Source organism: Microbulbifer mixtoriginis (SeqCode), assembly GCF_052466765.1.
The window spans coordinates 2,608,887-2,631,707 of sequence record NZ_CP174289.1; the positions used below are offsets into that span (position 1 = coordinate 2,608,887).

Genomic DNA, 22,821 nt, shown 5'->3' on the forward strand with positions numbered 1-22,821 from the left:
ACCCTTTCTTTAAACGTACAGCTGCCAGTTCTTCTTGAAAGATTCCCAGCGCTGTTTGTCTGCGGTGATACGAATATTTCTTACCGAGTTTTCGTTGTAGTACATCCAATCCGATAACACGATATTGTTTTGGCTGCCGGCATAGTAGCGCATGCGGAAGCGGCGAATATATTGGTTGGGTATTGCCAGGAAGGCTACCTCACGACCGGGGGTGACGTTGGCGACCTCAACGCATTCATGTCCAGTTTTGTCGAACTCATAGACAAATCCGGCGATGGCTTTATCCACCCTGTCGGTTTGGTGCAGGTAGTAGTAACGCACCGGACAGTAAGTTTTGTTGTGCCAGGCAAAGCGCGCTACCACGTTGGGGTCGTCGGTACTGGATATCACCTGGCAGGAAGCGCCGCTACCGAGATGGGGGTCGTGGCGGTTGTTGTTATCCATTTTTGGAAAAAATCCCCCTGACTGCCACAGCATTTGCGGCGGCCGGGTATCCCCCCGGTACAGGCGCCCCGGTGTCATATGCAGGTTAAAACCCGAGCGGCTAAAACGATAACGATACAGATTGAAAGGGATGTCATTGTGGTTCTGAATATTGCCCAGAGCCAAAGGTTCTGACAATGCGGCTTCACTGGCCTGGCGATACCAGCAATAGGCGCCGCCCAGCAGTGTGGTAATGGCGTTTTGACGTCGCTGTATTCCATCCGAGGTGAGCTGTTGTACCGGGTTAGAGGGATTGAAGCCGGTCAACCAGGTATACATTGCCTCTATAAGGCTTTGGGATGTGTTGGATATACGGGTGTAATCCAGAGTCTGGATCAGTGCAGCCTGAGTCACTAACTGATCAATTCGGGTTAGTCCATCTTTACTGCGGCTGTACTTCCAACTGCAGCGAGAATTCTGTTGAAAGTCGGTGGCGTATTCTCGAATAGTTTTTGGTGGGCGGCACGAAGTTTGAATCAACTCTGGGCGAACCAGGTTTCTTACGTAGTTATCTATGTTTGGCGCCAGCATCGGTTAACTCTCCGCTGTTTATAAGTATATTTTTTATTTCCCGTCTATGATTTTCATATTGGGCGCGGCATTAAATAGTAGTTTTATTAAAAATGCAGAACAAATAACACAAAGATAACCGAATTAATTTGAATTTAAAGTAGTTAATCAAATTAATAAAAATTGAAAGGGGGATGGTTTTAAAAAGATTTCGGTGTCAGTAATGGGTAAATGCCATACTTCCATTTCAATCCTCTGCGGTGCTGTATTGCTTTTTTCTGTCAGCAATGTTTCGGCCGATTTTGTCGGTACCCTCAATCTCTATGCCAATGGCGGTAAATACTGGTTTAACAGTGACCGTTTAAACGGAACCCCTTTTCACGGATTAACTTTGCAGGATACCACCGGTGGCGGTGGTGGCCTGGGATTTAATATGACCAACTACTGGGCGATGGAGGGGGTGGTCGATTACTTTATTGTTGGAGTGGATGATTTTCCCGAAAAACTCGAGATTTACAATTACCACCTGGACCTACTCTACCAATTTGGTGGGCAATTCTGTGGTGATTTTTGTTGGCAGCCATATGTGGCTTTTGGCGTTGGCGAGATGCGTATTAATTATGATAAGGCGCCAAAAAAACGTTACAGGAGATATTACACGGACGAGGATGGGATAGAACGTTACGACTGTAAATATCGGTATAAACACGGTTATAAATATCCTGACTGGCACCCCTACCGGAGATATCTGTGCAACTGGCATGATCGCCAAACCATGGTCAATCTTGGTCTGGGGATAAAATATAGCCTCGGTCCCCGCTGGCAGGCCCGTGCGGATGTGCGACTTTTTCAGGGGGTGGATCACGGTGGGTTGGATGGTTTTGCCAGCGTTGCGATTGGCTACCAGTGGATCGAGTACCCGGACTTTTGGTACGACGAGGATGCGGACGGGATTATCGATGCAACCGATCAGTGCCCACAGACCCCGGTAGGTGTGGATGTTGGCCCCGATGGCTGCCCCATGGATATCGACTTTGATGGCGTGCCGGCCTATATCGATCAGTGCCCGAATACACCGGTCGGCACCGCCGTGGATGAATATGGCTGTATTCGCAGATAGCTAATGCCTTTTTAAAGGCTTCCGGGGTAGCTCCTGGAGGGCGGTGATGATGCCCTCCAGGAGCTATTTTGATAGGCAAACGGTCTAGTTACTCCCCGCGCAATTGTTCAAGTTGCTCGGAAATTTCCAGCCATTCCATTTCCAGAAGGTCGAGAGCTTCGCGATATTCGGTTTGCTCTTTATTGAGACGTGCAATTTTATCTTGCTGACCTCCCATGTAGAGTTGCTCGTCAGCCAACTTGCCTTGAACTTTTTGAAGTTTTTCCTCTGTTGCGGCCATTTGCCGCTCAATATTTTTTAATTTATTGGTCAGGGGTTTTAGTTGTTCTCGCAAGGCGGCAGCGGCACGGCGTTGGGCCTTTTTATCTTCTGCAGGTTTTTCCTGATTATCACCGCTTTCTACTGATTTTTCCTCACGCCGCTTTTCCCGGTTAAAACCCAGTAGCCACTGTTTGTAGTCCTCGAGGTCACCGCTATAGGGTTCCGCACGACCATTTGCGACCAGAATAAATTCATCGGCGGTATTGGCGAGTAGATGGCGATCATGGGATACCAAAATAACCGCACCGGGGAACTCAGCCAGGGCCATGGTAAGAGCATGGCGCATTTCCAGGTCTAGGTGGTTGGTGGGCTCGTCGAGCAGTAGTAGGTTGGGTTTTTGCCAGGCGAGGATCGCCAATGCCAGGCGGGCCTTCTCTCCACCAGAGAAGCCGGCTACGGTTTCAAAGACCCGGTCGCCAATAAAGCCGTATCCGCCGAGGAAGTCGCGCAGAGATTGCTCACTGGCCTCGGGACTCAGTCGTTGCAGGTGTAATAAAGGAGAGGCCTTGCCATCCAGAGCTTCGAGCTGGTGTTGGGCAAAATAGCCAATAGCCAGGTGTTCGCCACACTGGCGCTCACCGCTCTTGGGGGCAAGCTCGCCGGCAAGGGTTTTAATTAGCGATGACTTACCTGCGCCATTGGGACCGAGCAGGCCGATACGGCGGCCGGGCTGAATACCCAGTTGTACTTTCCTCACGACCACTTTGTCGGCATAGCCGATATCAGTTTCGCGCAGGTCGATCAGCGGATTGGAAGTTTTATCCGCAGATGGCAGGGTGAAGTGAAAGGGTGAGTCCACATGGGCTGGGGCGATTTGTGCCATGCGGTCCAATGCCTTTAAACGACTCTGCGCCTGTTTGGCCTTGCTGGCCTTGGCGCGAAAGCGCCGCACAAAGTCTTCCATGTGGGCGCGTTCGGATTGCTGTTTTTCATATTGTATTTGTTGCTGGGCTAAGCGCTCGGCGCGTGTACGTTCGAAGGCGCTGTAGTTGCCGCTATAAAGCACGAGCTTTTGCTGTTCAAAACTGACAATGCCATCAACCACTGCATCGAGGAAATCGCGATCATGGGAAATAATTAACAGGGTGCCGGGGAAACGCTGTAGCCACTGTTCCAGCCAGAGGGTCGCGTCTAGATCCAGGTGGTTGGTGGGTTCGTCCAGCAGCATCAAATCCGCGGGGCACATCAATGCTCTAGCCAAATTGAGGCGAATGCGCCAGCCACCGGAAAAGCTGCGCACCGGGCGCTGTTGTTCTGCGTGCGCAAAACCCAGGCCGTCGAGTAACTGTGCGGCACGCGCAGGCCCGCTATAGCCGTCGATGCTGGCCATACGCTCGTGCAGCTCGGCCAGTTTGTGGCCATCGGATTCCCCGCTGGCTTCAGCCTTTTTGAGCTGGTCTTGCAGGTTGCGCAGTTCCCGATCGCCGTCGAGTACATAGTCAAGGGCCGACTGATCGCTAGCCTCCACCTCCTGGGCCATATGGGCAATTCGCCAGCCGGCGGGGATATCCACTTGTCCAGCGTCGCTTTCCAGTTGACCCAGTAGTAACTTAAACAGCGTTGACTTACCACAGCCATTCGCGCCGATAATTCCCACCTTGTGGCCGGGGAATATACGGCAGTCTGCACCGTCTAGCAGGTCGCGCTCGCCTCGATGCAGGGAGACACCTTGCAAATTAATCACTGGAAAAAACCTCTTATGAACAGGCCGATGAATGCTAGGCTATTCGACGTATTTGTACGTATTCGCCGCCGCTTGAGCGCGCGGAACCGCAAAGGGCCTGGATTTTAACGTGACAGATAGCACACCTCCATCCTCTTCCAAGGAAAACCCACTGTGGCAGTTCAGTCTGGACTTCTATCGTCATCAAGGGGTTGAAGACTTCTTGCTCGACTGTCAGGACACGAAGGGGGCCGACGTGTGTTTAATGCTTTGGGCTAGCTATGCAGCGGTTTGTGGACACCAGTTGAGTGAGGAGGGGTGGCGTGTGGCTGATCGCGGTTTGGCACCGCGTCGTAGAATGATTATCAGTGTACGCCACCTGCGTCGCTTACTGGGGCGCTTTCGCCCTCATACAGTGCGTGTGTACGATATGTGTAAACGTTATGAATTGAATTTGGAACGCTTGCAGCTGGCGGCACTTTGGAAAATTTGCCTGGAGGCATGGCCGGGAGATAAGCCTGCGCTACAGCTTGCGGGGCAGCAATATGGGCTTTTACAAAAAGATCAGGTTCACTGGGCAGGTCTGATTGAGAGTTTTATGGCTTCGGTCGAAAATCTGGATGCCGTCTGAATTTTTCAGGCAGCGGCTTTAGCAAACACAGTGTGCTGCCAATAAAATTGGAAGGTTTCTACCTACTACCAATCCCATACTTCCAATAAATTACACCGTAATGGACTGGCTACTTGGCACCCACCCTAATAGAACCGGCCGGGTGCCAATCTGTTTACAAAGTATTAGGAGCGCCTATTCGCCACGGTGACCCTCTGTGGAAAACAGGCTATTGGCCGGTGTAGTTGGCGTAATCGATGGTGCTGGTGGAGTTTGTTCCAGTGGTTTTTGCTGCTCATCAGATGCCAGGTTCTTTGCTTCTTCAGTGGGTTTTTCCTGAATTTTGCTTTCACTGGGTGCGGCTTGCTTGGGTTTTTCCTGTTGCGGCTTTCCTTCTTTGGCCTTTACCTGCTCAGGTTTAGCAACTTCAGAAGTTTTTGTCGCTGTTGCGGCTTTAGTTTGGGTAGCTTTCTTGCTGGCGGGTTTTGCTACTTTTTGCTTGCTCGCGGTGGTAGTTTTTGCCGGCTTGGTAGCGGTTTTCTTTGTGCTACTAACTGCTGCCTTCTTAGACGGTTTAGCAGTACTCGTCTTTTTCGCAGCAGCTTTCTTTTCGCTGGCCTTTGCTGCTACCGTCTTTCTCGTAGATTTTGCCGTGCCAGCTTTTACAGACTTAGCAGAGGTTTTACTGGTGGCTTGCTTAGTGGCGGTGGGTTTTTTCGCCTTAGGCTGAGTCTTAAGCAGCTCTTTTTCCGTTTTGGCTGCGACTTTGCGTACGGTTTCCGCCGCTTTGAGCTCTGCCTTGGCTCTGGCTTGCAGATACTTGGCGTCGGCAGCAGCTTGCTTAGCCTGTTGAAATACCTCGTTAAATTTCTCTACATTGCTTTTAGCGGTTTCCACACGCTTTAGAGCTGCGGGCGTCTTGGTGGTTTTCGCCTTAGCGCGGGCTTCACCCAGTTTGTCCTTTGCCTTACTCAGCTTGTCTTTTGCTGAGGTCAGGTTTTTTCCGGCCTTAAGTACCGCTTTGCCGGCATCGGTGATTTTCTTATTGCGGGCTTTGTCCAGTTTTGCGGCGAGTTTGGAAATTTGTGCTTCCAGCTCTGCAACCGGATTGACAGCTTTTGGTTTGGCAGCCATGAGTAAATGTCCTGACGTTTATTATCGATTGGCACTTCCGGATAGTGCGCTCTTCTTCCTTTAAATACGATGGATACCGCTCTAGCAAGAGATATGCGCACCGCGCACTGCCCCAAACTGAAAAGCACTTCAAACAGTCCAGAACAATAACCGGTTACTGGCCGATAATAGCGCTGTTTTTAAAAAAAATGTATGCCGTGTACTGCGAAAAAAGCGTTGTCTGCAGATTTTTTGTGAAGCGGCTGGAACCAGCAAGGGGAATGTGGTGTCCTGCACAGTGTGCGCGTCATCAGTATGCACTGGGAGTCGCCTTGGGTTAGACTTGGGCGCACTGGCGGAAACTGTGCGCCTGGTGGCTTAGGGCCTGAACAGAGTTGCTTGAAATACCGCTGTTGGCGTTGGACCAAGGTCAAGCGCGAATCTATAAACGCAATACGGACAAAGAGACAACACCCATGAATAAATACCCTTTGGCTGCAGCAATTGCCCTTGGCCTGGCGCTGACCGGCTGTAACGAACAGGGACAGAAGCAGGAAAAAGAAGTTGCCCTGGACACTCAGGAGAAGAAGGTCAGCTACATCATTGCCGAAGACATGGCTAAGCGCCTAAAGGCTCAAGATGTGCAGCTGGATCCCAAAGTGGTTGCGATGGCACTGAACGACGTTGCCAGTGGCCGCGAGGATCGCTTGTCCGATGAAGAAAAGCAGCAGACTATTGCCGCTTTCCAGGAGCAGATGCAGAAGAAACAGCAGGAAATGCTGGCTCAGCAGGAGAAAGAATTTAAAGAGAGCGCCGACAAAAATATGCAGGAAGGCAAGACTTTCCTCGAAGAGAACGCGAAGAAAGATGGTGTAGTCACCACTGATTCTGGCCTGCAGTATAAAGTGATTAAAGAGGGTAGCGGCAGCAAGCCAAGCGCTACCAGCACCGTTGAAGTTGATTACAAAGGCACCCTGATTAACGGTGAGGAGTTCGACAGCTCTTACGCGCGCGGTGAGCCGGTTCAGTTTCCTGTAAACGGGGTAATCAAGGGCTGGACAGAAGCTCTGCAACTGATGAAAGAAGGCTCCAAGTGGGAGCTTTATATCCCCTCTGAGCTTGCTTACGGTCCCGGTGGTGCAGGCGGTAAAATTGGCCCCAATGCCACTCTGATTTTTGAAGTGGAACTGCACAAAGCAAATGTTGCTGGTGATGAGGGTTCCGAGAAAAAAGAAGAAAAGAAAGAAGAAGCTCCATCTGAATAATCTGACTTTTCGAACTTTACTGAAAAAGGGCGCCTATAGGCGCCCTTTTTTTGTGCTTGAATTTATTTCGCTTGGCTACCTGGTTTTATTTAAAGATTAAATGCATTCGCAGATATATTCCGGCTAACTGGTCGTCAGCCGGCGAGTGAAGGCGAGCAAAAAATAGGAGTCCCTGGGCAAAGAAAAATTGCATGCAACAAGAGGCGGCTGTGCTAGGCGATCCGATTTTTGTGAGCGGTGTGTAACAGGGCGATCATTCTATCTTCGGAGCTAAAGCGGGTTTCTAGCGCCTCTCCCAGTTCGGACAGATCCGGTGCCAGGCTGGAAAGGTCGTCCGTCTCCAGATATTTATCGTTGAAATCAACGGCGATATCTGTAGTTCTATCGATATCATCGTAGAGTTCACAGGCTTTTTGCAGACCTTGTTTATCATCGAAGGCCTGCCCCTCACGCATCAGTTGTTCATAGACCTCAAAATGACCGGCCGACACATAGTCCACCAGCAGCTGGCACAGCTGACGGACACGGTCTTCGGTTTCGGGATCATCCTCACTGAATTCCTTTTTTTCGGAGAGGTGGTAGAAACTCACTAATAGGTTTTGTCGTGACTGAAGCCAGCGGTCAATAATTTCGCTGACACCACCCCAGCGCTCCCGCGCCGACTTGCAATTTTCCAGCATCGCCAAGATGTCCTTTTGTTACTGTTGCTGCAGTGGCAGCTTATTAGCTTTTTGCTGATCTCGAAGGCCCTTAGGAAGATAGGAGATTCCCCCGCCGGCAGCAAGGAGTCAGGCGCAAAGTACGTCAGAATGCTGTGACGGCAGTGTAAATTTCACTGCTCGCGTCGGCAGGTGACTCAGGGGGCGATAATTAGCGGTAACAATAGCGCGCTTAAGGCGCCACAGAGTCCCATAGCGAGGGCGGCACAGGCGCCACACAGCGCACTGATTTCCAGTGCGCGCGCCGTGCCCACGGCGTGGGCATTGATACCGAGCACCACGCCGAGAATCCGCTCGTCGCGAATACCTAGGCGGCGCACCAGCGGTGGTCCGGCCAAGGCTCCTACCACGCCGGTGAGCACCACGATTGCTGCGGTCAGGCTTAAGCTCGCGTGAACTTTTTCGGCAATTGCAAGTGCGATGGGTGTGGTAATGGATTTTCCGCTAAGGGCGAGTAGTACAGACTTCCCCACTCCGAGTAAAAGTGCGATCCCCACAGCAATTGCTGGGGCCAACAGGGCTCCGACGGTGATGGTTACCAGCAGGGGCCAACCAGCGCGGCGAATCACTGTCAGGTTTTGTTTCAGCGGTACGGCCAGCGCGACTACGGCCGGACCCAGTAAGGCGTAGAGTAGACCGCTGGCATCCTGGTAGTCGCGGTAGGGAGTATCCAGGCGATAGAGAGCTGCGAAAACTAGCAGACTTGCGGTGATTATCGGGTGTAACAGTACCGTACCCGTGCGTCGGTACAGCAGTACCCCAAACCAGAAAGCACCGCAGCTCAATGGTAGGGCAAACAGCGGGCTGTGTAGTAACTCACTGCTCATTGTTGTGCACTATATCGGTTTTTCTGAGTAGGCGGCGCAGCAACAGAGTGCACAGCGTAAGGCTGATCAGGGTGCCAAAAAGAATCGCGGCGAGCAGGCCCAGCCAATCGGATAAGGAGAGATCGCGCAGAAAGAAGACCCCAGTGGCGGCGGGTAAAAATAGCAGCGGCAGTAAAAAGAGCAGCTGTGCACTGACTTTTGCCAGGCCGCGGGGCACGCTGCCGTAGACCATTAGGCCCACCAGTAGCAACAACATCCCCACTACAGCACCCGGCACCGGTAGGGCGAGCGCCTTTCCGATCAGGCTACCGAGCCGTTCGCAGCCAAACAGGATTGCGATACCGAGCACCCAATGGGCTAGCTCGCGTGGGGATGGTGCTGTCATTGGCAAAGGGCGGCTCCGCTGAGCCGCGGTTTAGTGTCCGGTTGATTCAGGCTTTGCGAAATGCCTGCCAGCCGCCAAATAGGATCAGTCCGGCAAAACCGATAGCGGACCAGCCGGGGATACTGAGGCCCATCATGGTCCACTGGACTTCGGCGCAGTTGCCGTCGCCGGTGAGCAGTGCCTTAAGTACATCGGCCATAGGAAAGACCTCCATCATGTAGCTGACACTGGGTCCGCAGGCGGGCACCTGGCCCTCCGGCAGGCTCTGCAGCCACAGCTGGCGCCCGGCAAAATAGAGGCCGCCCAGAGCCCAAATGGAAACCAGCAACCCATAAACGCGCCGGCCGATCGTTGCAGGATTGTGCAGGAAGGCTATGAGAGAGACCAGTCCAATGCCAAGTAACATCACCCGCTGGGTAATACATAGCTTGCAGGGCTCCAGGCCCCGAGCGTACTCCAGATAAAAGGCGGAGCCGAGCAAAAAGACGACAATTAGAAATACCAACAGAAAGGTAATGCGCGGGTTGGGTAAGGTCATGGTTTATCGGATCCTGAATAGTGCTGCCGAAAGCGCTGGGCTTCGAGATTCAAGTCGGTTAGTAGTTTATTGAAATTGTTTTCCAGTTTTGCCCGCCCGCTACTGAGCTCAGGCAGTATTTCCTGCAGCGCAACCGGTTGGCGCAGGCGCTGACCTACCCGCTCCAGGGTAAGGCCGATGATGCGTTCCTCGCGGTAACTCTGCAGTAATTTAATTTGCTCGGCACGGGCCATAAATGCCCGTGCCTGCGGCGGAATATACCGGCTGTGGCTGCGAAAGTCTCTCCAGCACTGGTCGCAAAATTCTTCCAGGCTCTGTGGATGCCACTCCTGCCAATGCTGTGCCAACAGATGGTCGAACCAGATATCCAGTGCGATACCGGCATAGCGGCGCCAGCTAGGGTCCAACTGCGCCAGGGCCTCACGATAAGAGGCATTGCTGTCGGTGCTGGCATCAATGCGGCGGTGCAGTTTGATACCGGCCTCAATGGCCTCCGGCCGCTCGCCTTTGAGTGGACCCTTCACAAAATCTCCGAGTAGCCCACCCAAGCGCCAGCGGGTGTCGGGACCAGAAAGCAGCAGGTGGGCGAGATAGTTCATGCGCTCAATCCCTATGGGGCGGATATCCGGACCCTGCGCCGGTGCTCTATGTTGCCAGGGCTAGCCCTGGCAACACATATATTGCGCGTAGTAGTGGCTGAGGAATTCCTCGAAGGAGCCCTTGTCTTCCGCTTCCACGCGTTTTTGTCTGAGCAGGGACTCCTCGGCTTCACGAGAGAAATCCCGCACCGACTCGCTGTCGAGAGGGCGCTCGAGAAAGTAGCGGCGGTGTTGCTCGGCTTTGTGCATAGCCCAATGGTAGAAGTTCAGGTTTTGCTCCTGCATTTCTGCCAGGATCTGCTGGGCTGGGGTGGGTATCTCCCCTTTGACCTTGGCGCGCTGAACTCCTACGGCACTGCGGTACTGGTCGCCGCCCCAAGCGCTGTCGAGTAACTCGGCTACAGTATCCACCTCCCCGAGTAGCTGGGAAGCCCACTCACTGAGCTCCCGTTCGCTTCCGTTGCTGCGCAGCTTGAGGCCGGGCTCGTGGCCGCGATAGACGATACGCTGTTGGTTTTCCTGGGTCGAACGGTAATCGACCTCATCGGTCTCCGGGCTCTCTGTCAGCAGGCAGTGCAGCAGGAAGCTGTCGATAAAGCGCATTTGTTGCGCATCGATGCCCAGCGGCATAAACGGGTTTAGGTCTAGGCAGCGCACCTCGATATATTCGACCCCGCGATTATCCAGTGCCGCCAGGGCGGTCTCACCGCGTTTGGCGGGATTTTTTGGCCTGATCGGTGAATAGAATTCATTTTCGATTTGCAGCACGCCGGCGGAAAGCTGCTGATACTGTCCATCGCTATCCTTGACTCCGAGCTCGTTGTAGGGGCCATAGGGCCGGCTAATCGCTGAACAGAGCGTGGACAGGTAGCTACGCAAGTTGTTGTAGCAAACCACCAGAGACTGCTGCACTTCGCTGTTGTAGCCCAGGTCGCCCATTCGCAGGGAGGTGGCGAAGGGAGCGTGTAGGGTGTGACCGTCGCCGTTAAAAGCTTCGAGCTTATGCTGGCGTCCTTCGACAAAAGAGGAACACACCGCAGGTGCGGCTCCAAACAGGTAGATCAGCAGCCAGTAGTTGCGGCGGAAATTACGGATCAGGTCGAAGTAGCGGCGGGTCTTGAATTCGCACAGGGCTTCACTGCTGCCTTCGAACTCGTGCAGCCACAGCCAGAATTCATCCGGCAGAGAAAAATTGTAGTGGATACCGGCGATGGTCTGCATGGCGCGGCCGTAGCGCAGGCCGAGTCCCAGCCGATAAATGGTCTTCATAGTGCCGCTGTGGGAATCTCCGTAGCGGGCCACAGGGATATCGCTATCGGCGCCGATAACACAGGGCATGCTGTTGACCCACAGGCGCTCATCTCCGATCTGGCTGTAGGTAAAGCGATGAATGCGGTCGAGAATCCGCAGGGCCTCTTCCGGGGTAGCTACCGGAGGGGTAATAAATTCCAGCAGCGCCTCAGAAAAATCGGTGGTGATGCTCTCGTGGGTCAGCGCGGAGCCCAGTGTCTGCGCGTGTGGCGTTTGTGCCAGGGTGCCGTCGTGGGCGACCCGCAGACTCTCTTTTTCCAGGCCGCGACGTATGCCCTTGAGCAGTTGCACGGGTTTGGCCTGGGATAGGGCAGCCAGGTGGGGAATAGGCACTCGAATCTCCTTGGTACTACCGGAACTCTTTCTTGTTGTCGCCGTTGGGGCAACTTGTGCCGGTGCTAAAAGAATCTCCGCTCAGGCGGCAGACTCCGATTCCGATTTGTGCTCGCCGGGTTGTGCGGGCGTCTCATCAGGGGCTTGTGCTGGCGCGACCTCAGGAGCCTGTTCCGGGGCCACTTCCGGCTCTGGCTGTGGTTCCAGCTCGGAGGGCTCTGCAGCCGGGATCTCCTCTGGTACACCGGGCTCGATCTCCGGATCCTCGGGCGCCGCAGATAAATCAGCCAGGGCTTCTTCTGGTATCAGTGGCTGGGCCTTGGGGTTCAGCGCACACTGCAGCAGTTCGATACGCAAGCCGACATCACGGGTATTGGCCTCGAACATCTGGTTGATGGCGACATCTTTATGTTCGCTGCGAAACAGTTTGTTGGGCTCGCGGCCATCAAGCCATTCGCCGCTTTTGCTCAGGAACTGCTGGTGCTGGTTTGTCAGCACATACACGTGACTCATTGTGTTGGGCAACTTTGATGCTGTGACAGAAAGGCAGTTTAGCGACGGGTGCTTTATGGCTCAAGAAGTCTGTGGGGGTGAAAGCGGCAAACGCCCGCCCCGAGAGGATAAGGCGGGCTTCTAGGGACGAATTAACCGGCCCTAGAGTGTTTGCAGCGGGTAGTTTTCGGGGTAAGGCAGGCGGGCACAGCCGCTGTCTACCGCTGCGCGCGCTACTGCGGCGGCAACCTCTGGAAGCAGGCGTGGATCCGTGGGTTTGGGCAAGATATAACTTGGGCCAAAGCTCAGTTTTACCCCGCCGTAGCCCTCGCGCACCGAGTCCGGCACCGGTAAATGGGCGATCTTACGGATCGCTTCAATTGCGGCCAGCTTCATCTCTTCATTGATACGCGCCGCACGCACATCCAGCGCGCCACGAAATATAAAGGGAAAGCAGAGTACATTGTTGACCTGGTTGGGGTAATCCGAGCGCCCGGTAGCCATGATCAGGTCGTCGCGTACGCTGTGGGCCAGCTCTGGTTTGATCTCCGGATTTGGATTTGAGCAGGCGAATACCACTGGCTTCGGCGCCATGCGCTGCAGCTGTTCGGCGGAGAGCAGATCTGGGCCCGATACTCCGAGGAATACATCGGCACCGGTGATAGCGTCATCGAGGGTGCGCATATCGGTATCCCGCGCCCACTCACCTTTATAAGCATTGATATCGGTGCGGCCGGAGTGAATTACCCCACGGCTGTCGAGCATGGTGATTTGATCTTTGCGCGCGCCGGCGGCCAGCAGCAGTTTGCAGCAAGCGGTGGCGGCGGCACCAGCTCCAAGGCACACCATGCGCACGTCGCTGATTTTCTTACCCTGGATCTCCAGGGCATTCAGCATGCCGGCAACGGTCACAATTGCAGTGCCGTGCTGGTCGTCGTGGAAAACGGGTACTGGGCAGCGCTCAATCAGTGCCTCTTCAATATGGAAGCACTCAGGCGCTTTAATATCTTCGAGATTGATGCCGCCGAAGGTATTGGCGATGGCGGCAACTGTCTGAATAAACTGCTCCGGGCTGTTGACGTCCACTTCGATATCCACCGAGTTGATATCGGCGAAGCGCTTGAACAGTAGTGACTTGCCCTCCATCACCGGCTTGGAGGCCAGTGGGCCCAGGTTACCGAGGCCGAGGATGGCGCTGCCGTTGGAAATGACCGCCACCAGGTTGCCTTTGCCGGTATAGCGATAGGCGGCCTCTGGGTCCTTGGCAATTTCACGCACAGGTTCCGCCACACCGGGACTATAGGCCAGCGACAGGTCCTCCTGAGTTTCAGCGGGGGTGGTCAGCTCGACTGAAAGTTTGCCGGGGCTGGGGAGTGCGTGGTAATCGAGCGCTGCCTGGCGCAATGAATCCGTCATTTGGGGGCTGTTCTCTCGAAAACGGGGGGCGACACTTGGGGCGTCATCCCGGTTACTGCGGGTTTCAGAGAATAACCGAGGGGTGCTTGCGGTCACAAGCTCACAGAGGCAATGAAACAGCCACTTATTACTATTTTGCCCTTAACATTTGGCCAAATTCAGGATGATCAGCCGTCTAATATTCAATTTGAAGGATAAATTTACTGCTAATAACGAATATATTAAGCGATACAAATCGATTTCGCCCCAGCGCTCTGGATTTGTGCAGAGCGCTGAATTTGCAGCACAAAAAAGGGCGCCGTGGAAAATTCCAGGGCGCCCTTTCTGAAGTACCAAAGTACCTCTTTATTCGGATTACTTGCCGATGCGGCTGCCGAAACGCTTCTTGAAGCGGTCCACGCGTCCACCGGTAGTAGCCTGCTTCTGCTTGCCGGTGTAGAAGGGGTGGCACTGGGAGCAGACGTCGATCTGCAGGTCTTTGCCCAGGGTGGAGCGGGTCTTAACAACATTGCCGCAGGAGCAAGTAGCGGTGATGTCGGTGTAGTTAGGATGGATATCTGCTTTCATGATTGCCTCTTTCCGAAACCGCCACTCGATCTGTTGCCGGGCACGGCATCGTCGTTGGAGCAGGAACCGGATTGGTTCCAGGCTGATTAAAAAGTCGGCGCATACTATCAGATTAGCGCCGGGGTTCAAGCCCAAATACAAGGCCGGGTAATGGTGTTATTCCGCGGCGGCGATAAGTTGCTGCAGAGCCTGCAGGTGCTTGTTCAGCGCCTCTCGCCCGCTCTCAGTGAGGCGATACCAGGTGACGGGTTTACGCTCTACAAAGTCTTTGCGCAGAGTAATATAGCCCTGCTCTTCCAAGCGGCGCAGCTGCGCGCCGAGGTTGCCATCGGTTACCTGCAACTGCTCCTTGAAGAGAGAGAAGCTGATTTCCTCGTATTTCGCTAGCATCACACAAATCGCGAGGCGTACCCGGTGTTCGAGGACCGGGTCCAAGTCCGCAAGGGCTTTCATTGCGCCGCTCCATTAGTTTGCCTGGCCCGCTGTACCAGGCCGGTCCAAACAAGTCCACAGCCGATCGCCAGGCCGCTCAGTACCCAGGCGTAGGGCGGTGTCAGCAAAATGATCAGCAGGTAACTGGCCAGCATCAATATACCGCTATAGAGCAGTGGGCGGATCAGGTGGATACCGGCGAGGCTATAGGAGAGTCCGGCTAAAAGCAGAAATTGCTCCGGGCCAGCAGCGTTGGGCTTGGCGATCATTGTGGCCAATATCAACAGGAAACCGATCCCAGTTACCATCCAGTGCCAACCATACTTGCGACCAAAGGTACTGTTATTGATGCCAGTGCGGCGTGCTGTTCGCTCGCCCAGCCACCAGCTAAACAGTCCGCCGGCGGTACTCGCCACCAGGAAGTAATACACGGTAAGTTGCGGGGCCAGGTCCGCCAAAGCGAATCCGATAAAAATTAGTAGTCCCCACAAGAAATAGAGTGATGGAATGCCGTTCTCCACTTGGTTGCTGCGCACGGCATCGCTGACAAAATCCAGGCTGTCTTTGAGTTTTTCCATATCGGTCATGGCTGTCTTCCTTGCTAACTTAGTGAACTCTAAATATTAGAGTTGATTTATAGAGTACTCTGAATTTTAGAGTTGGCAAGTAAAATTTGCAGTCTCTGTACCTTGGCGTAACAGCCAGTACACTAGCGCCTTTTACCGAGGTTATTGGGGGCGGGGTGCAGCAGACGGTACCAAAGACAGTGCAACAGGGAGTTATCCTGCGGTTGGCGGTGCCAGTGCCACTGCGGCGTCTCTTCGATTATCTGCCCCCGGAGGGCCTCAATCCCGCTGAATTGAAACCCGGCCAGCGCTTGTGGGTACCTTTTGCTGGGCGCAAATTGGTAGCCGTGTTGGTGGAGGTAGTGCCGGAGTCACCGCAGGCACAGCTGAAACCAGCGCAGGAACTGATCGATAGCAAAGCCCTGTTCGACAGTGGCGCGCGCAAATTTCTCAACTGGATCGCCGATTATTACCAGGCCCCGGTTGGAGAGGTTTACGCCGCCGCCCTGCCCGCCGCCTTGCGCAAGGGCAAGCCGGCTGATCATTGGGCTGAGCAGTGGTTGCAACTCACTACCGAGGGCAAGGGGCTACCGGAATCTGCACTGGCGCGGGCGCCCAAGCAGCAGGCCCTGTTGCAACAATTACTGCGCGCCGGCCAGCAGAGCCGCACCTACCTGAAAACCCAGGGACATACTCCGGCGGTGATTCGCGCCTTGCAGGAGCGCCAACTGGTGGAGTGGGTTTCGGGTCCTACGGTGCCGCCGCCGATGCCGGCTGCGGAGGCCACTCCGCCACCGCAGCTGAATAGTGAGCAGCAGCAGGTACTCGCTGCGGTAGATTGCAGTTGCTTTTCCGCCACCTTGTTAGAAGGCACCACTGGCAGTGGCAAGACCGAGGTCTACCTGCGGTTAATGGAGCGGGTTCTGGCCGAAGGGCGCCAGGCCTTGTTGTTGGTGCCGGAAATCGGTCTCACTCCGCAGACCTTGCGGCGCATCGCCGCGCGCTTTCCCGAGCACAGTATCGCCGCCCTGCACTCGGGGCTGGCCGAGGGCGAGCGTGCCCAATCGTGGCTCGCCGCCTCTGAGGGCCAAGCGGATATCGTTATTGGCACCCGCTCGGCAATTATGACGCCACTGCCGAGACTCGGTGTGGTGTTAGTAGATGAGGAACACGACGCTTCATTTAAGCAACAGGATGGTGTGCGCTATTCCGCCCGTGACCTGGCGGTGGTTTTGGCGCGCAACAGTGATGTGCCGGTGCTGCTGGGTTCTGCAACGCCTTCCCTGGAAACCTTGCACAACGCCCTTAATGGTCGCTATCAACATTTGCGCATGCGCCAGCGCGCCGGGGATGCGCGCCCGCCGCAGATCCACGTGGTGCCGACCCTACGCGAGCCCCTGGAAGAGGGTTTTTCGCCTCAGGTTTTACGCCATATCGGCGAGACCCTGGCTCGCGGAGAGCAAGTGCTGGTGTTTATTAACCGGCGTGGCTTTGCACCGGCACTCAACTGTGATGATTGCGGCTGGATTGCCGACTGTCCGCACTGTTCCAGTAAACTCACCATGCACCGACGCCAGCGCCAGCTGCGTTGTCACCACTGTGATTATCGCCGCCCCCTGGTGGATACTTGTCCGCAGTGCCACAGCCGCTCAATCTCTGCCCTGGGAGGCGGCACCGAGCGCAGCGAAGAGTTGCTGGCGCGGCGCTTTGCCGATTACCCGGTAATTCGCGTTGACCGGGATACCACCACCAGTAAGCAGGCTCTCGATCGCTTGCTGGCGCCGGCCCGCGATGGCGAACCCTGTCTGTTACTGGGCACTCAGATGCTGGCCAAGGGGCACCATCTACCGAGGGTGACCCTGGTGGTGATCCAGGATGCCGATGGCGGCTTGTTCAGTGCCGATTTTCGCGCGCCCGAGCGCACAGGCCAGTTGCTTGAGCAGGTGGCGGGGCGCGCCGGGCGCGGCAGCTTGAGTGGCCGCGTATTGGTGCAGAGCCGCTTCCCGGAGCATCCGCTGCTGCAAATGTTGTTGGAAAAAGGCTACGGGACTTTTGCGCGCCAGCTGTTGCGCGATCGTGCGGTGGCACAGCTGCCTCCGACCCACGCCATGGCACTGGTGCGGGCCGAGTGTGAGGAGCCCGCCTGGGCCGAGGAATTTCTGCATAATGCACGCCTATTTATGCAATCCCTAGTGCCGCCCTCACCCCAGTTGCAATATCTGGGTCCGGTGCCGGCGCTGCTTGAGCGCAAATCTGGTCGCTACCGTTTTTATGTTCAGGTGACCGCACAAAATCGCGCCCAGTTACAACCCCTGCTGGCCCGGGTATGTGCCTGGGCCGAGAGCAATAAGAATCGCCGCTTGCGCTGGGCGGTGGACATGGATGCGCAGGAATTGTCGTGAATTTTGCGAGAGAGCAATGCCCTTGTGTAAATTGGCGGTACAATTTGCCCGCTGAGTAGACTATCCAGGGAAGAATTCCACCATGAGCCGTCGCAACACGAAACGCCGCAGCAAAAGTGCCTCGGGCAAACCCGCATGGGTGTGGTTTGTACTGGGCAATGCCGTGGGTGGCTTTGCGGTGTTCTTGCTGCTGCAGTTCGGTGTGGCCGGCAATGGCAAAGGTGCCGCTGGTGACAGAGCTCCAGCAACCAAACCGACGGCGCAGGCGCCGTCCGAACCGCGCTTTGATTTCTATACCATGCTCAAGGAAAACGAAGTTTCGGTACCGCCACCCAAGGTGGCCAAGCCCGCCATTCGTGGGGAGTCTTCCTCCAATAAACAAGGGGCTGCTGATAAGGTCAAAGCGCAGGTTTATATCTTGCAGGCCGCCTCCTTCCGCGAGGCGGCGGAAGCCGAGCGCCTGCGCGCCCAGCTCACCCTGGCCAATCTGGATGTCAAAGTGGAGTCTGCCAGTGATAGCCGCGGCACTTGGCATCGGGTCTTGGTTGGCCCCTTTGACAACCGCTCGCGCATGGCCAAAGCCCGCCAGGTTCTGGCAGAACATCGCCTGATGCCGCTGGTATTGAAGCGACCTGCAAATTAAATCAACTGCTGGATTCCTCGTCTGGCGCCGCCAGTTTGCCCAGCAGACTTTTTATTACCGGTCTGATCAGTGGCGGTAATCCCAGTGAAATTATCCAGGCCAGTAACCAGGCCCGGCCCCATATCGGCAGAAATCCTTCGCTGAATCCCTGGTGGGAGTAGGTAATCGCCCCAGAGATTACTCCCGACATCACGCAGGTCATAACCAGAGTGAAAAGCGGCTTGAAGTAGCGGGAGGGAAGCAGAGCCAAGAGGCGAATCCGCAATGGATGACGGGTTCTCAGTATAGCAATTGGCCCTTCTCTTATTGAAATCGGTGCGTCCCGTCCTCACTTATCTAATCTGACTAATTTTCCCGGCGTGTAAGGCAACAGGCCTTGCACAGCCACAGTACACGCGTAATCCGAGAGGTCTCCATTGGAACAGTATCGCGGAACCACCATTTTATCCTGTCGCCGCAACGGCAAAGTTGTGATTGGCGGCGACGGCCAGGTGTCTCTGGGCAACACCATTATGAAAGGCAATGCCCGCAAGGTGCGCCGACTTTACAAAGATAAGGTTATCGCCGGTTTTGCCGGTGGCACCGCCGATGCCTTCACCCTGTTTGAGCGTTTTGAAGCCAAGCTGGAAGCCCACGGTGGCCAGCTGACCCGTGCTGCGGTGGAGCTGGCCAAAGACTGGCGCACAGACCGCGCCCTGCGTCGCCTGGAAGCTCTTTTAGCGGTGGCAGATGACAGCGCTAGTTTGATTGTGACCGGCAACGGCGATGTGATTCAGCCGGAAGATGACCTGATTGCTATCGGTTCCGGCGGCCCCTTTGCCCAGTCGGCGGCGCGCGCGCTGCTCGACAATACCGATATGGACGCGCGCTCGATCGTTGAGCAGGGCTTGAAAATTGCCGGTGATATCTGCGTCTACACCAACCACAACAACACTATCGAAGAATTGACTTACTGACCGGGCGCTCTCAAAAAAAGCGCCTGAGTCCAGCGGGCTGCAACCTGGCCCGCACAACCGTTTTGCAGGAATTTGTATGTCCCAGATGACCCCCCGTGAAATCGTCCATGAACTCGATCGCCACATCGTTGGCCAGCAGGATGCCAAACGCGCGGTAGCGATTGCGCTGCGCAACCGCTGGCGTCGTATGCAGGTGAGTGAGGATCTTCGTGCCGAAATTACCCCGAAAAATATCCTGATGATCGGCCCCACCGGTGTGGGCAAAACCGAAATCGCACGCCGTCTGGCAAAGCTTGCCAATGCGCCTTTCATTAAGGTCGAAGCGACTAAGTTCACCGAAGTGGGCTATGTTGGCCGCGATGTAGAATCTATCGTGCGTGATCTTGTCGAGATGGCAGTGAAGCAGGAGCGCGAACTGGCCATGGCTGGCGTCCAACAGCGCGCTATGGATGCGGCCGAGGAACGCATTCTCGACGCCCTGCTGCCACCTGCGCGTTCGGCTGAGCCCAACGACAAGGATTCCAGCACCCGCCAGCTGTTCCGCAAGAAGCTGCGCGAGGGCGACTTGGACAGTAAGGAAGTGGAAATTGATATGGCCGCCGCGCCTATGGGTGTGGAGATTATGGCCCCTCCTGGGATGGAGGAAATGACCAACCAGCTGCAGGGCATGTTCTCGAATATGTCCCAGGGCAAGACTCGCAAGCGCAAGCTGCCAGTCAAGCAGGCGTTGAAACAGCTTACCGATGAGGAAGCCGCCAAGCTGGTGAACGATGAAGATATCAAAACCCGTGCGATTCGCGCTGCCGAACAAAACGGTATCGTTTTTATCGATGAGATCGACAAGGTGGCCAAGCGCCAGGAGAGCGGCGGTGCCGATGTCTCCCGTGAGGGGGTGCAGCGCGACCTGTTGCCACTGATCGAAGGCAGCACCGTCAACACCAAGTACGGCATGATCAAGACAGACCATATTCTGTTTATCGCCTCCGGTGCCTTCCACCTGTCCAAGCCCTCGGACCTGATTCCCGAGTTGCAGGGGCGTATGCCAATTCGCGTGGAGCTGAGCTCGCTGACTTCCGCGGACTTTGAGCGTATTCTCACCGAACCCTCCGCGTCTCTGACCGAACAGCAGAAGGCTTTGCTGGCGACAGAGGGTCTGGAACTGCAATTTACCGAAGACGGCATTCGCCGTATCGCTGAAGTGGCTTACGAAGTGAATGAACGCACAGAGAATATCGGCGCACGCCGTTTGCACACGGTGCTGGAGCGCCTGCTGGAGGAGGTTTCCTTCGATGCCGGCGACGGCGACAAGTCTCTCAAAGTGGATGCGACTTATGTGGACAGCCACCTGGGTGAGCTGAGCCAAAACGAGGACCTTTCGCGTTTTATCCTGTAAATGAAACCGCAAAAAATACGATTAAATCGCGCAGAGAAAACTCTGCAGTTGCTGTTTGCCGATGGCGAGTTCAACCTGCCGGCAGAGTATCTGCGTGTCTACTCCCCCAGCGCCGAGGTGCGCGGCCATGGCAATAGCCCTGCCCTGCTGGTGGATGGAAAAATCCATGTGGGTATCGACAGGGTCGAAGCCGCCGGTCGTTATGGTCTGAAAATCGATTTCGATGACGGCCATGACACCGGCATTTACACCTGGGAATATCTGCGTGAACTGGCCGAAAAATACACCATCAATTGGGAGGCCTACCTGGAGCGCTTGCGCGCGGCGGGCAAGGGGCGAGACCCGGATGAAAGTGTGGTGAAATTTATCGGTTAGTTGCCAAGTGCGCCCTTCAGTGGCGCACTTTCCTTCCCTCCCAAAGTATTAAAAAGCGAGGAAAAACAATAATTTCCCGCATTATTTCGCGATACTGTAATAATTGTGTGGCTGTCTTTTTGTAGTTGTAACAAGCGTACATATCTTTATGACAAAGAAAACGAGATGTTAATCGGCGCGTAATTCTTTTGTCATATTTCCGGACTCTAATGCTCGCCAAATTCACGAGTTCCGGAGGCCCACCGTGGCAAAAAAACTTGCCCGCGCACTCAGCGCCTTTTGTTTGATTCCTCTCGCTTCCGCGGTTTCCGCCGCGAGCCTGCCCGATTACCAAACCAAGAGTGAATGGTTTACCGAGGCGTCCGATCGCCTGGAAGAACGCGTTTCTCTTTCCCGTGAAGCCAAAACTGCCAAAAACGTCATCCTATTTGTTGGCGATGGCATGGGGATTTCCACCCTGACCGCAGCCCGTATCTTCGAGGGCCAGCGTCGCGGTGAACCCGGTGAAGAGAACAGCCTTTCTTTTGAGGAGTTTCCTCACAGTGCCCTGATCAAAACCTACAACACTAACCAGCAGACCCCCGACTCCGCCGGCACCATGACCGCCATGATGACCGGGGTAAAAACTCGCGCTGGTATGATCAATGTGGATGGCAAGGGCCTGGTGGCTGATTGTGCTGCGAGTAAGGAGTTGGGTTTGAACAGCTTCCTCGAGATGATGGAAAGCCGCGGCAAGGCTACCGGCATTGTCTCTACCGCACGTCTCACCCACGCCACTCCGGCAGCCACTTATGCCCATAGCGCCAGCCGCAAGTGGGAACACGCGGCCGATGAGGGCTGTACCGATATCGCTACACAAATGGTGGAAATGAACATCGGCGATGGCATGGAAGTCATGCTCGGTGGTGGCCGCAACTACTTTACACCGGTGGCCGAGGGTGGTCTGCGTGAAGACGAGCGCAATCTAACGGGTGAATGGCTGCTGCGCTATGACGGTGAGCAGAATGCGGTTTACGTCGAAAATGGTTTTGAACTGTCGGCAGTGGATATCGCCAAAACGGATAAGCTGTTGGGTCTCTTTACCGAAGATCACATGAGCTACGATGCTGACCGCATCGCCAAGAACAGCGAAGAGCCCAGTATTGTCGAGATGACCACCACCGCTATCGATATGCTGCAAAAAGATGAAGACGGCTTCTTCCTGATGGTGGAATCCGGCCGAGTCGATCACGCTCACCATTCCGGCAATGCCTATAACGCACTGAATGAAGCGATCGAGTTATCTGACGCGGTCAAGGCAGCGCTACAAAAAGTGAATCTGGAAGAAACCCTGATCCTGGTGACTGCTGACCACAGCCACGTAATGAATATGGCGGGCTATCCCACCAGGGGTAACCCTATCCTGGGCAAGGTGATCGGCAACGATGACAGCGGCGCGCCGAATCAGGCCGTCTCCCTGGCCGAGGACAATAAGCCTTACACCACCTTGACCTACACCAATGGCCGTGGCTTTGCCGATTTGGGTACTGAAACTGATGCAGACAAGCGCGATGACTACGATATCGCCGCCGGTCGTCATGATTTGACGCATGTGGATACCGAGATGCCTGGCTTCCATCAGGAATCCCTGGTTGCCCTGGGGGGCGAAAGTCACGGCGGTGAGGATATCAGTCTGCACGCGATCGGCGCCGGTGCTGAAAAAGTGCAGGGACATCTGGAACAGAATGCGGTTTTCCACATAATGACTGCCGCGACCGACCTGTCGCTGTCAGAAGAATAATT

The 22,821-nt window shown here is 55.1% G+C and carries 24 protein-coding genes; 9 read left to right on the forward strand and 15 right to left on the reverse strand.

The genetic code is table 11. The annotated features are described in order from the left end of the window. Positions 1 to 9: 9 nt before the first annotated feature. The gene (locus tag ACJJIV_RS11555; RefSeq protein ID WP_252083863.1) at positions 10 to 1,014 is read right to left on the reverse strand and encodes a hypothetical protein; all 1,005 of its coding nucleotides are present in this window, start codon (positions 1,012 to 1,014) and stop codon (positions 10 to 12) included. A gap of 202 nt (positions 1,015 to 1,216) precedes the next feature. Here ACJJIV_RS11555 and ACJJIV_RS11560 point away from each other — a divergent pair, with 202 nt between their 5' ends. Continuing rightward, positions 1,217 to 2,113 (forward strand): outer membrane beta-barrel protein, encoded by an 897-nt coding sequence (locus ACJJIV_RS11560; RefSeq protein ID WP_252083862.1) that lies wholly within the window; start codon positions 1,217 to 1,219, stop codon positions 2,111 to 2,113. An 88-nt stretch (positions 2,114 to 2,201) separates the two neighbouring features. Here ACJJIV_RS11560 and ACJJIV_RS11565 read toward each other — a convergent pair whose 3' ends face one another. Next, on the reverse strand, positions 2,202 to 4,118 hold the full coding sequence (locus ACJJIV_RS11565; RefSeq protein ID WP_444889048.1) for an ATP-binding cassette domain-containing protein: 1,917 nt from the start codon (positions 4,116 to 4,118) through the stop codon (positions 2,202 to 2,204). Between the two features lie 109 nt (positions 4,119 to 4,227). Between ACJJIV_RS11565 and ACJJIV_RS11570 the strand changes: the two genes are divergently transcribed. Continuing rightward, a complete protein-coding gene (locus ACJJIV_RS11570; protein ID WP_444889049.1) occupies positions 4,228 to 4,728 on the forward strand; it encodes a TIGR02444 family protein in 501 nt (166 codons plus the stop codon). 174 nt (positions 4,729 to 4,902) lie between these two features. Here the strand turns inward: ACJJIV_RS11570 and ACJJIV_RS11575 are convergent, their stop codons facing one another. After that, positions 4,903 to 5,841: a hypothetical protein gene (locus ACJJIV_RS11575; protein ID WP_444889050.1), complete on the reverse strand. Its 939-nt coding sequence runs from the start codon at positions 5,839 to 5,841 to the stop codon at positions 4,903 to 4,905. 455 nt (positions 5,842 to 6,296) lie between these two features. Here ACJJIV_RS11575 and bamJ point away from each other — a divergent pair, with 455 nt between their 5' ends. After that, on the forward strand, positions 6,297 to 7,085 hold the full coding sequence (bamJ, locus tag ACJJIV_RS11580) for an FKBP-type peptidyl-prolyl cis-trans isomerase (RefSeq protein ID WP_252083858.1): 789 nt from the start codon (positions 6,297 to 6,299) through the stop codon (positions 7,083 to 7,085). Between the two features lie 212 nt (positions 7,086 to 7,297). On the opposite strand, the gene rsd is transcribed toward bamJ, so the two are convergent. The 11 genes from rsd to ACJJIV_RS11635 all read right to left on the reverse strand — a co-directional run bounded on the left by rsd (position 7,298) and on the right by ACJJIV_RS11635 (position 15,291). Next, positions 7,298 to 7,765: a sigma D regulator gene (gene rsd / locus ACJJIV_RS11585; RefSeq protein ID WP_252083857.1), complete on the reverse strand. Its 468-nt coding sequence runs from the start codon at positions 7,763 to 7,765 to the stop codon at positions 7,298 to 7,300. Between the two features lie 176 nt (positions 7,766 to 7,941). Next, on the reverse strand, positions 7,942 to 8,631 hold the full coding sequence (locus ACJJIV_RS11590) for an LrgB family protein (RefSeq protein ID WP_444889051.1): 690 nt from the start codon (positions 8,629 to 8,631) through the stop codon (positions 7,942 to 7,944). Further along, complete coding sequence (locus ACJJIV_RS11595) at positions 8,621 to 9,016, reverse strand: CidA/LrgA family protein (protein WP_444889052.1); 396 nt, start codon at positions 9,014 to 9,016, stop codon at positions 8,621 to 8,623. The genes ACJJIV_RS11590 and ACJJIV_RS11595 overlap by 11 nt, the downstream gene beginning before the upstream one ends. 46 nt (positions 9,017 to 9,062) lie before the next feature. Next, positions 9,063 to 9,554 carry a disulfide bond formation protein B gene (locus ACJJIV_RS11600; RefSeq protein WP_252083854.1) on the reverse strand — a complete coding sequence of 164 codons (492 nt, stop codon included), beginning with the start codon at positions 9,552 to 9,554 and terminating at the stop codon, positions 9,063 to 9,065. Further along, positions 9,551 to 10,153, reverse strand: a complete 603-nt coding sequence (locus ACJJIV_RS11605; protein WP_252083853.1) for an acyl carrier protein phosphodiesterase — start codon at positions 10,151 to 10,153, stop codon at positions 9,551 to 9,553. The genes ACJJIV_RS11600 and ACJJIV_RS11605 overlap by 4 nt, the downstream gene beginning before the upstream one ends. 60 nt (positions 10,154 to 10,213) lie before the next feature. Beyond that, positions 10,214 to 11,797 (reverse strand): glutamate--cysteine ligase, encoded by a 1,584-nt coding sequence (gene gshA / locus ACJJIV_RS11610; RefSeq protein WP_444887562.1) that lies wholly within the window; start codon positions 11,795 to 11,797, stop codon positions 10,214 to 10,216. A gap of 81 nt (positions 11,798 to 11,878) precedes the next feature. Continuing rightward, positions 11,879 to 12,310: a hypothetical protein gene (locus ACJJIV_RS11615; RefSeq protein ID WP_444889053.1), complete on the reverse strand. Its 432-nt coding sequence runs from the start codon at positions 12,308 to 12,310 to the stop codon at positions 11,879 to 11,881. 141 nt (positions 12,311 to 12,451) lie between these two features. Further along, the gene (locus tag ACJJIV_RS11620; RefSeq protein ID WP_444889054.1) at positions 12,452 to 13,705 is read right to left on the reverse strand and encodes a malic enzyme-like NAD(P)-binding protein; all 1,254 of its coding nucleotides are present in this window, start codon (positions 13,703 to 13,705) and stop codon (positions 12,452 to 12,454) included. A 354-nt stretch (positions 13,706 to 14,059) separates the two neighbouring features. Further along, positions 14,060 to 14,272: a 50S ribosomal protein L31 gene (gene rpmE / locus ACJJIV_RS11625; RefSeq protein ID WP_083922744.1), complete on the reverse strand. Its 213-nt coding sequence runs from the start codon at positions 14,270 to 14,272 to the stop codon at positions 14,060 to 14,062. Between the two features lie 156 nt (positions 14,273 to 14,428). Continuing rightward, on the reverse strand, positions 14,429 to 14,725 hold the full coding sequence (locus ACJJIV_RS11630; protein WP_444887559.1) for a winged helix-turn-helix domain-containing protein: 297 nt from the start codon (positions 14,723 to 14,725) through the stop codon (positions 14,429 to 14,431). Further along, the gene (locus tag ACJJIV_RS11635; protein WP_444883176.1) at positions 14,722 to 15,291 is read right to left on the reverse strand and encodes a hypothetical protein; all 570 of its coding nucleotides are present in this window, start codon (positions 15,289 to 15,291) and stop codon (positions 14,722 to 14,724) included. The genes ACJJIV_RS11630 and ACJJIV_RS11635 overlap by 4 nt, the downstream gene beginning before the upstream one ends. 86 nt (positions 15,292 to 15,377) lie before the next feature. Here ACJJIV_RS11635 and ACJJIV_RS11640 point away from each other — a divergent pair, with 86 nt between their 5' ends. Continuing rightward, complete coding sequence (locus ACJJIV_RS11640; RefSeq protein WP_444889055.1) at positions 15,378 to 17,672, forward strand: primosomal protein N'; 2,295 nt, start codon at positions 15,378 to 15,380, stop codon at positions 17,670 to 17,672. 82 nt (positions 17,673 to 17,754) lie between these two features. Continuing rightward, complete coding sequence (locus ACJJIV_RS11645; protein WP_252083843.1) at positions 17,755 to 18,315, forward strand: SPOR domain-containing protein; 561 nt, start codon at positions 17,755 to 17,757, stop codon at positions 18,313 to 18,315. A gap of 1 nt (position 18,316) precedes the next feature. Here ACJJIV_RS11645 and ACJJIV_RS11650 read toward each other — a convergent pair whose 3' ends face one another. Beyond that, positions 18,317 to 18,565 (reverse strand): DUF2798 domain-containing protein, encoded by a 249-nt coding sequence (locus ACJJIV_RS11650; protein WP_444887555.1) that lies wholly within the window; start codon positions 18,563 to 18,565, stop codon positions 18,317 to 18,319. 166 nt (positions 18,566 to 18,731) lie between these two features. On the opposite strand from ACJJIV_RS11650, the gene hslV reads away from it, so the two are divergent. From hslV to ACJJIV_RS11670, 4 genes are all read left to right on the forward strand, one after another. Then, positions 18,732 to 19,271, forward strand: coding sequence for an ATP-dependent protease subunit HslV (gene hslV / locus ACJJIV_RS11655; protein ID WP_252083840.1), 540 nt, complete (start codon positions 18,732 to 18,734; stop codon positions 19,269 to 19,271). A 76-nt stretch (positions 19,272 to 19,347) separates the two neighbouring features. Then, on the forward strand, positions 19,348 to 20,664 hold the full coding sequence (hslU, locus tag ACJJIV_RS11660; RefSeq protein WP_444883174.1) for an ATP-dependent protease ATPase subunit HslU: 1,317 nt from the start codon (positions 19,348 to 19,350) through the stop codon (positions 20,662 to 20,664). Next, positions 20,665 to 21,039 (forward strand): gamma-butyrobetaine hydroxylase family protein, encoded by a 375-nt coding sequence (locus ACJJIV_RS11665; protein ID WP_444889056.1) that lies wholly within the window; start codon positions 20,665 to 20,667, stop codon positions 21,037 to 21,039. Positions 21,040 to 21,283: 244 nt separating this feature from the next. Then, the gene (locus ACJJIV_RS11670; protein WP_444889057.1) at positions 21,284 to 22,819 is read left to right on the forward strand and encodes an alkaline phosphatase; all 1,536 of its coding nucleotides are present in this window, start codon (positions 21,284 to 21,286) and stop codon (positions 22,817 to 22,819) included. Positions 22,820 to 22,821 lie beyond the last annotated feature (2 nt).